At 48.3% G+C, this 8,830-nt stretch carries 8 protein-coding genes and 1 tRNA gene; 7 read left to right on the top strand and 2 right to left on the bottom strand.

Features of this window, described 5'->3' with window-relative positions; all coding sequences use genetic code 11:
* Positions 1-306 precede the first annotated feature (306 nt).
* On the bottom strand, positions 307-1,683 hold the full coding sequence (gene nhaC / locus Q0J41_RS03490) for a Na+/H+ antiporter NhaC (RefSeq protein ID WP_296226171.1): 1,377 nt from the start codon (positions 1,681-1,683) through the stop codon (positions 307-309).
* A gap of 541 nt (positions 1,684-2,224) precedes the next feature.
* On the opposite strand from nhaC, the gene Q0J41_RS03485 reads away from it, so the two are divergent.
* The 6 genes from Q0J41_RS03485 to Q0J41_RS03460 all read left to right on the top strand — a co-directional run bounded on the left by Q0J41_RS03485 (position 2,225) and on the right by Q0J41_RS03460 (position 6,184).
* Positions 2,225-2,312, top strand: a tRNA-Ser gene (locus Q0J41_RS03485).
* Positions 2,313-2,581: 269 nt separating this feature from the next.
* Positions 2,582-3,583: a PTS sugar transporter subunit IIB gene (locus Q0J41_RS03480; protein ID WP_296226168.1), complete on the top strand. Its 1,002-nt coding sequence runs from the start codon at positions 2,582-2,584 to the stop codon at positions 3,581-3,583.
* A 21-nt stretch (positions 3,584-3,604) separates the two neighbouring features.
* Entirely contained in the window at positions 3,605-4,417 is an 813-nt protein-coding gene (locus Q0J41_RS03475) for a PTS mannose/fructose/sorbose transporter subunit IIC (RefSeq protein WP_296226165.1), read from the top strand.
* Between the two features lie 29 nt (positions 4,418-4,446).
* Positions 4,447-5,361 carry a PTS system mannose/fructose/sorbose family transporter subunit IID gene (locus Q0J41_RS03470; protein WP_296226161.1) on the top strand — a complete coding sequence of 305 codons (915 nt, stop codon included), beginning with the start codon at positions 4,447-4,449 and terminating at the stop codon, positions 5,359-5,361.
* A gap of 9 nt (positions 5,362-5,370) precedes the next feature.
* Positions 5,371-5,739, top strand: a complete 369-nt coding sequence (locus Q0J41_RS03465; RefSeq protein WP_296226157.1) for a DUF956 family protein — start codon at positions 5,371-5,373, stop codon at positions 5,737-5,739.
* Positions 5,740-5,842: 103 nt separating this feature from the next.
* Positions 5,843-6,184, top strand: coding sequence for a hypothetical protein (locus tag Q0J41_RS03460; RefSeq protein WP_296226154.1), 342 nt, complete (start codon positions 5,843-5,845; stop codon positions 6,182-6,184).
* 75 nt (positions 6,185-6,259) lie between these two features.
* Here Q0J41_RS03460 and Q0J41_RS03455 read toward each other — a convergent pair whose 3' ends face one another.
* Positions 6,260-7,630 carry an amino acid permease gene (locus tag Q0J41_RS03455; RefSeq protein WP_296226152.1) on the bottom strand — a complete coding sequence of 457 codons (1,371 nt, stop codon included), beginning with the start codon at positions 7,628-7,630 and terminating at the stop codon, positions 6,260-6,262.
* Between the two features lie 191 nt (positions 7,631-7,821).
* Here Q0J41_RS03455 and Q0J41_RS03450 point away from each other — a divergent pair, with 191 nt between their 5' ends.
* On the top strand, positions 7,822-8,664 hold the full coding sequence (locus Q0J41_RS03450) for an SH3 domain-containing C40 family peptidase (protein ID WP_296226149.1): 843 nt from the start codon (positions 7,822-7,824) through the stop codon (positions 8,662-8,664).
* The last annotated feature ends 166 nt before the right edge of the window (positions 8,665-8,830 follow it).

Genomic DNA, 8,830 nt, shown 5'->3' with positions numbered 1-8,830 from the left:
TATAAGTTTGGTAATTGGATGATCCCTGCACCCGCAAATCATCTCTATCTGACTAGTGTGAGCTGGAATGCATTTTGGCATTTCTCGACTTGCAAGCCCCGGACTTCAGTCCGAGGTTGGTTGACCTTGTGACACATGCATATGTAGTTGATCTTTTTTGTTGATATGAACAATATAGCCTTCTGCTGGTTAATGGTTGCAGAAGGCTGTTTTCCTTTCTTGCGTTGAGGATTATCAAAGAAAAAGTGTTGAACAACTACTCTGCTTGGTAGTTATTCAACACTAAACTGCTATTATTCTAATATCCTATTTACTTGCCTTCTTCCACTTCAGGCCGATGCCGGTAAAGCCGCTGAGAATGGAGAAGACTGGTGACAGGAGGCTGAACATGGTGAAGGGGAGGAAGTCCAGGACTGGTACGCCCAAGGTTGAAGCCACAAAGGAACCAGCCACTCCCCAAGGGATCAAGTAGTTGATGACGCTGCCCCCGTCTTCCAAGACCCGGCTGAGGGCCAGGGGGTCAAGGCCAATCTGCTTGTAAGCAGGCTTAAAGGCGTTGGCCGGCAGGATAACAGACAGGTATTGTTCACCGACGAAGAGGTTGACCCCAATCCCGGCCATGATTGTCGTCAAGATCAGCTGGCCCGGCTTCTTAAGGCGTTCAACCAGAGGCTTCATGGCGCTGTCGATAATGCCTAGGTGCATCAAGATTCCGCCTAGGGCCAGAGTCATGATAATCAAGGAGACAGTCCCCATCATGCTGGAGATCCCGCCCCGGGTCAAGAGGGCGTCAACGGTCTTGTTGCCGGAATTTGAAACGTAGCCGGATTCAATCAGCGTTGCCAGCTTTTGTATCTTGAAGCCTGGATTTTGGACAAAAATCATGGCAACGGACAAGAAGATGTTGACAAAAAGAGTTTGAATGGCTGGCACTTTTTTCCAGGCGCAGGCGAACATCAAGATGAGCGGCAAGGCTGCCCAGAAGGAAACTGAGAAGTGCTGGCGGAGGCTGCTTTCTACGGCCGCGATGCCGGCTAAGGAAGTTGCCTTACTGCTCTGGCCCAGGAAGAAGAAAAAGAGCAAAGAGCCGATAAAGGCAGGAATGGTTGACCACATCATATTCTTAATATGGTCAAAGAGGTCGGCTTCAGCTGCCGCGGAAGCCAGGTTGGTTGAGTCAGACAGAGGGGACATCTTGTCACCAAAGACGGCGCCGGAGATAATGGCCCCAGCCGTCAAAGCTGGGTTGATGCCTAAAGTGCTCCCTATCCCGAAGAGGGCGATCCCGACGGTGGACACGGTCGTAAAGCCGGACCCGATGGCCAGGCCGACCAAGGAGCAGACCAGGAAGACCGATGGAACGAAGAAGTGGCTGCTGATCATGTGAAAGCCCAGGACCATCAAGGATGGAATAATCCCGGCCTGGATCCAGACGGCAATCAAGGTCCCAATTAAAAGGAAGATAAAGATCGGGACAATGGCCGTGGAAATCCCTTGGCTGATCCCATTCATGACTTCTTCCCACTCAAAGCCGCGGATTTGCAGCCAGAAAATGAGCAAGGCGATGACGGTCAAGACCGGAATCTGCGGGGACAGGCCAAAGCCGATGACGCCCCAGCCCAGCACGGCCAGCATCAAAATAAGAATAGTTACTGCTTCTTTAAAACTGATTTGTTTGTTCATGTGTTTATTCCTTAGTTAAATCTGTATTTGCTTTTGCCAGTTTAAACCAAGGTTTGATATCGCTTCATATTTTTCCTTTCTGCAAACAAAAAGCCCCAGCCGAGTCGGTTGACTCAGGCTGGGGCGCTTATAGGCACGGTACCACCCAACTTTGCAGCATGCTGCACTCGTTTTAGCCGTAACGGGGCCGACCGGCCGAGCTGCTTGATCCTGTAATTCGCTGCTCCAGGCCTGTCCGGTTCGCATCAACCACCGGTTTTCTGAGCACTGAGCCTGGCCGCTACTTAAAGATCGCTCGAATTTTTATGTTTCCTACTATAACATTATGAGCTTTGTTAAGCAATGCTTTTGCTAATTATTTTTTAAGAAAAAATGAAAGAGGATAGCCAAAAGCAATGAAAAATAACAATACTTTTCAATTGCTTTGCAGATATCGTTGATTTTGGAGGAAGAAAGACAGAAAAAACAAGAAAGCAGAAAAAATCTGTCAAAAGGGTTTGACGGGCTCGGAAAAGTTTGCTAATATTAATATACATGACTTGGAGTAGTACTCAAGTGGCTGAAGAGGCGCCCTTGCTAAGGGTGTAGGTCGGGAAACTGGCGCCAGAGTTCGAATCTCTGCTACTCCGCTATAACAACCAATATATGAGGAAAGCGACTGATTTTATTTGATCAGTCGCTTTTTTCTTCCTTAAAAAGTATTTTTCCATTCTTAATTAAAACTGGTATTTTTCGAAAAAACGCAATTTTTTTGCCGCTTTTTTCGTTATTGTAATGTATTTTCAGTCATAGAGATAAAATTAACAAAAAAGTTGAAAAAGGTTTCAAGAAAGTGCTTCACGTAAGCGCTTTTTATTGTATAATAGGAACGTACCGAAGTTTTTGAGGAGGAAATATCATGGTAGGAATTGTTTTAGCTAGCCATGGCGGTTTCGCGGACGGTATTGCTGAATCCGCGCAAATGCTCTTTGGCCCACAAGACAATTTTGCCCATGTCATTTTGAAGCCTTCTGAAGGCCCAGATGATATTAAGGGTAAGATGAGTGAAGCGATTGCTTCTTTTGCAGACCAGGAAGAAGTTTTGTTCCTGGTTGACCTGTGGGGTGGCACGCCTTTCAACCAGGCAAACGGTTTGCTCGACGGTCACGACAAGTGGGCTATCGTTTCCGGTTTGAACTTGCCAATGGTAGTTGAAGCCTTGACCCAAAGAATGATCAATGACAAGGCTACCGCGCAAGACATCGCGACTGCAATCATTAAGCCAGCCAAGGATGGTATCAAGACCAAGCCTGAAAGCTTAATGCCTGCAGAAGAAAAGGCAGCTGCACCTGCAGCCGCAGCTGGCGCTCCTAAGGAAGCAATCCCAGAAGGGACTGTTTTGGGCGACGGTCACATCAAGATCGTTGGTGCCAGAATTGACTCACGTTTGTTGCACGGTCAAGTTGCAACTGGTTGGATTCCATCACTTCACCCAGACCGGGTTATCGTGGTTTCTGATAAGGTTGCCAAGGACGACCTGCGCAAGAGCATGATCCGTGAAGCTGCTCCAGCTGGTACGGTAGCACACACCGTTCCGCTGAAGAAGATGAAGGAAATCTCTGAAGACCCGCGTTTTGGTACTACGCACGCCTTCTTGTTGTTTGAAAACCCAGAAGATGCTTTGCAAACGATTAAGAACGGCGTAGACATCAAGAGTTTGAACGTCGGCTCCATGTCATACAGCAAGGGCAAGGTTAACGCCAACACCGTTCTGTCCATGGACCAGACTGACGTCGACACTTTCCGTGAACTCGAAAAGATGGGCATCAAGTTTGACGTCCGCAAGGTTCCTTCAGACAATCCGGAAAACATGGATTCAATTCTGAAGAAGGCACAAAGCCTGCTCGATGAACAAAAGTAGTAGTGGGAAAAGGAGTTAAAAATGGACTTAAATGCTATTCAAGTCATCCTGGTGATTGTGGTAGCTTTCCTGGCCGGGATGGAAGGTATCCTGGATGAATGGGAATTCCACCAACCATTGGTTGCATGTACTTTAATCGGTTTAGTTACTGGCAATCTTACCTTGGGTATTATGCTCGGTGGTTCTTTGCAAATGATCGCTTTGGGTTGGGCCAACATCGGTGCCGCTGTCGCACCTGACGCCGCTTTGGCCGCTGTTGCCTCAGCCATCATTTTGATCAAGGGTGGTCAAGGTACCAAGGGTATCGGGACTGCCACTGGTTTGGCCATCACTCTGGCCGTTGCCGGTCTGTTCTTGACCATGTTGGTCCGGACTATTTCAACTGCCATCGTTCACATCATGGACAAGCACGCCGAAGAAGGTAACTGGCGCATGATCAACGTATGGCAATGGATCGCTGTCTGCTTGCAGGGTCTGCGTATTGCTATCCCAGCCGGCTTGCTTTTGGCTATTCCAACTGGAACTGTTAGAAGCGCACTGGCTGCTATGCCAGCCTGGCTGTCAGATGGTATGACCATCGGTGGTGGTATGGTTGTTGCCGTAGGTTACGCTATGGTTATCAACATGATGGCCAGCCGTGAAGTATGGCCATTCTTCGCTATTGGTTTTGCTTTGGCCGGCGTTAAGGACTTGACTTTGATCGCCTTGGGTGCGATTGGTTTATCTATGGCCTTGATGTACCTCGCTTTGGAAGAAAAGGTAAGCAAGGGCTCTGGCGATGCTGCCGCAGCTGGTACTGGTGACCCGCTGGGTGACATCATTGATGACTATTAGAAATCAAGCCAGAAAGGAGAGACAAAATCATGACTGAAAAGAAAGTAACTTTATCAAAGCGTGATCGTTGGGATGTTATGTGGCACTCACAACTTCTGCAGGGTTCATGGAACTACGAAAGAATGCAGAACGGTGGTTGGGCCTACAGTATGATCCCAGCTTTAAGAAAGCTGTACCCAAAGAAGGAAGACATGGCTGCTGCTTTGCAACGTCACCTGGTCTTCTTCAACACTCACCCTTACTTGGCTTCACCAATCATCGGTGTTACCCTGGCTTTGGAAGAAGACAAGGCTAATGGCGTTGCCGTTGACAACGAAGCTATCCAAGGTGTTAAGGTTGGTATGATGGGGCCTTTGGCCGGTGTCGGTGACCCAGTCTTCTGGTACACTGTCCGTCCAATCCTTGGTGCCCTTGGTGCCTCAATGGCCATCAACGGCAACATTATCGGGCCAATCCTCTTCTTCGTTCTTTGGAACCTGATCCGTATCGCTTTCTTGTGGTACACTCAAGAATTGGGTTACAAGGCTGGTGCCGCAATCAGCTCCGACCTTTCAGGTGGTTTGCTGAAGAAGGTTACCCGTGGGGCTGCCATGATGGGTATGTTCGTCCTGGGTGCCTTGATCGAACGTTGGGTAAGCATCACCTTCACTCTGAAGGTTTCAGAAGTGCCAATCCAAAAGGGTGGCTACATCGACTGGACCAAGCTGCCAAGCGGTGCTGCTGGTATCAAGGAAGCCTTGTCCCAACAAGCTGCTGGTCTGTCCTTGACTAATACCAAGGTTACTACTCTGCAAGACAACTTGAACATGCTGATTCCAGGTTTGGCAGGTCTTCTGCTCACCTTCCTCTGCATGTGGCTCTTGAAGAAGAAAGTTTCTCCAATCATCATCATCTTGGGGATCTTCGTGGTTGGTATCCTCTTCCACGTATGGGGCTTGATGTAAGATTAACAAATGGCTCAATCTATGAATAAGACCGTTGATCTGGCTGTATCCGGAACCTGGTTCCGGGCCATGTCTACCTATGGCAAAGTCATGATCGGCGACGAGGCGTTTGAATTCTATAACGAGAAGAATGTTGAAGACTATATCCAGATTCCTTGGGATCAGATAACTTATGTAGTCGCGGACGTTCATTTCAAAGGGAAGTACATTCCCCGCTTTGAGATCCGGACTAAGAAGGATGGCAAGTTCATCTTTATTACCAAGGATCCGAAGAAGACTCTGCGGGCTATCCGTAAGTATGTCCCGGCCGACCACATGCGGCAGGCTTTGGGAGTTTGGGGTACGATCAAGCTCTTCTTTACTCGCAAAAAGAAATAGAATGGAAATAAGCCTGGACTTGGTCCGGGCTTATTTTTTGTTGGGTAATGATTAAAAGCCTCCGTGTTATACTGAAAAGATAGTTTTGAAAGAGGGGATAGACATGAAGGCAAAGCGGGCTTATAAGCTGGTGGACCAGCTCCGTAAACCAGGACCAAGGAATTACTATATCGATTGTTTTCCAAAAATGGAGCCGCCAGACAATCATGATGAGATATTTGAGTGCTTGAGATCGCATACGATTGGCGAAGACTACGCGTACAAAATGCTTTTGTTGCTGCTAATGCTGGTCAGCCAGTATGAGACACACATTTTTTTGGATCATGATCTGGCTAAAGAATCTTATTCTGACTTGCTTGACCGGGATTTGACCAAGCTGCCTGTGGCTGATCTGCTGGAGATCATCAAGAAGTTGATCGTGACAGACCATTACCTTGAAGCGTAACGGCCTCTTCTTGGTGAAATACTAAAGTACATAAAAAAGCTGACCTTGCGGTCAGCTTTTGTTGTATCTCATTAATTATTTTGTTGCTTCTTTTTTCTTGTTGAGGGCCTTGCTGAAACCGTAGAGGACAGCGAAGGTAATCAAAGCCGTGATCATTGGCACCCGGTAGCTCTCAAGGAAGAGGAGCAGGATAACCATGGCACCGAAGAAAGCCAAGAGCAGGTAGTCAAGGAATGGGGAAGCTGGCAGTTGGAATTCATGCAGCTGGTCCTTTGGCGTAACCTGCCGGTAGCGCAGGTGGGTCAAGGTCATGATGATCCAGATCAAAAGGAACATGCTGGTTGCCATTGATGAGATGAAGCTGAAGGCTTCGTCCCCCATAATCAAGGTGATCAAAGGCGCGCAGATAATGATCAAGGCTGAGAAGACCAGGCCTCTCATTGGCAATTGCCGATGGTTGAGCTGGCCGAAGAACTTGCTCCACTTGCTTTCCCCGCCTAAAGTAACGGAGAAGAGCAGGCGGCCGGCACTGTAGAGGAAGCTGTTGGTTGCTGAAATAGCTGCCGTGATGACCACGAAGTTGATCAAGTTGCCGGCACCCTTAAAGCCTGCCCCCATCAAAGCTTGGACGAATGGTGAGCTGGAAATGGAAACCTTATTCCATGGCAGGATCACCAGAATTCCGATAATGGCCAAAACGTAGAAGAGGATGATCCGCAGTGGCAATTCATTGATCGCGCTCCGGATTGTCTTGTGCGGGTCTTTAGCTTCAGAAGCAGTCAACCCAATCAGTTCCACCCCAATGAAGGAGAAGATGACCATCTGGAAGCCCTGCAAAAAGCCGCTGGCCCCATTATTGAAAAAGCCGTCAGCGTACAGGTTGCTGAAGCTGGCCTGGCCGTACTTGGTTGAACCGGAGCTCAGTAGCATAAAGGCCGCGAAGATGACAAAGCCGACGATCATCAAAATCTTGATGATGGCAAAGGCAAACTCCAGGTTCCCGAAGAAGCGGGCAGAGATCAAGTTGATCAAAAGCAGGACCGCGACTGAGAGCACCCCGGGCAGCCAGGTCGGCAGATGGGGCAGCCAGGACTTGAAGTAGATGCCTAAGGCTGTCGTTTCCGCCATGGCTAAAATTAACCAGCTGAGCCAGTAAAGATAGCCAGTCACCTTGCCGATGTCCTTGCCGAGGTATTTTTCAATAAATTCGATATAGGTGTGCTTCTTTAAGTCAGATAAGATCAGTTCACCCAAGGCTCGCATCAAGATAAAGAGGAAGAGACCGACGATGATGTAGATCAAGATGACCGCTGGCCCAGCCTTTTGAATGCTGTTGCCGACCCCCAAAAAGAGCCCAGTCCCGATTGTTCCGCCTAGGGCGATCAGTTGAATGTGTGCGTTGGTCAAAGACCGTTTGTAAGTACTTTGTGTTTTCTTTTCTTCCATAAAACCTCCATTGAGTTACATGAAATATTTTAACACAAGCTAGCAAAAAGTGAAATTAATTTAAGGAAATAGTCTATAAGGCAAAGGAATCTTAAGAAATAGGCCAATTTGTCCTCTTGCAAAAATGACCGGGATTATCTACGATTAGGAGAAGAAGAAAAAATAAGCGATTTAAGTTAGGAGGAAGGCAAATGTACGGCTTGATCAAACAAGCAGCGGTCTTTATGACGGAAGACGACCTCAAATCCAGAAGCGATGAACTGTTATACGGCTGGGCCGTCAAGGCGACCGGGAAGAAGGAAGACTTTTGGTACGTGACTAGTCATTACGGCTATGAGGGCTACGTGCCAAAGGAAGCAGTAACCCCGGTAACCCTGGAGGAGATAAAGGACCGGGAGGTCAAACTAGTCCGGCGGTCAGTTATTGATGTCTTGGCTGAGCCCAAGGTTTCAGCCGACATTATGCTGACTCTTTATAAGGGCAGCCTGCTTAACGTGACGGATGAGCTTGTGGACGGCTATTACAAGGTCAAGCTCTTGGACGGGCGAAGCGGCTGGGTTTCCAAGACTGCCTTGGCAAAGCGGCTGGATGAAGACGACTTCTTGTGGTCAGCAGATCCGGAATACTTTTTGCTCCAAGCCAAGCCGGATGAAGAAAGCTTCAGAAAGCAGGTAAAGGAGACCGCCAAGGAGTACTTGGGTTGCCAGTACCGGTGGGCAGGTAAGAGCCCGCTGGGGATCGACTGCTCGGGCCTGGTCTTCATGAGCTATATGCTAAACGGGGTCCTGCTTTGGCGGGACGCGGAAATCAAAGAAGACTGGCCAATCCACGAGATCGAGTTTGAAGACCTGCGGCCTGGAGACTTGATTTATTTCCCGGGACATATTGCCATGTACCTGGGCCACGGCAAGTACATCAACTCAACCGGCTATAAGGAGCACTTCGGGGTAGCTATCAGCAGCCTCCGTAAGGAAGATCCTGACTACCGGGCCGACCTCTTCCAGATGATCGAGAAGTGCGGCTCCCTGTTTTAGGCGGGAACATTGCAAAACTTAGGCTGAAATCATTTGATGGTAAGCACCCAATAGCAGAGTATATTAAAATCCCATCCTAGCAATGCTAAGATGGGATTAATCAGTTTATAGGACTTTATTTACAGTGGAGTTGGACATTCTCAGCCCATGGTAAATAGGCTTCCAG

Source organism: uncultured Lactobacillus sp., from assembly GCF_944327175.1.
Classification (GTDB): domain Bacteria; phylum Bacillota; class Bacilli; order Lactobacillales; family Lactobacillaceae; genus Lactobacillus.
This window is presented reverse-complemented; position numbering and strand designations above follow the sequence as displayed.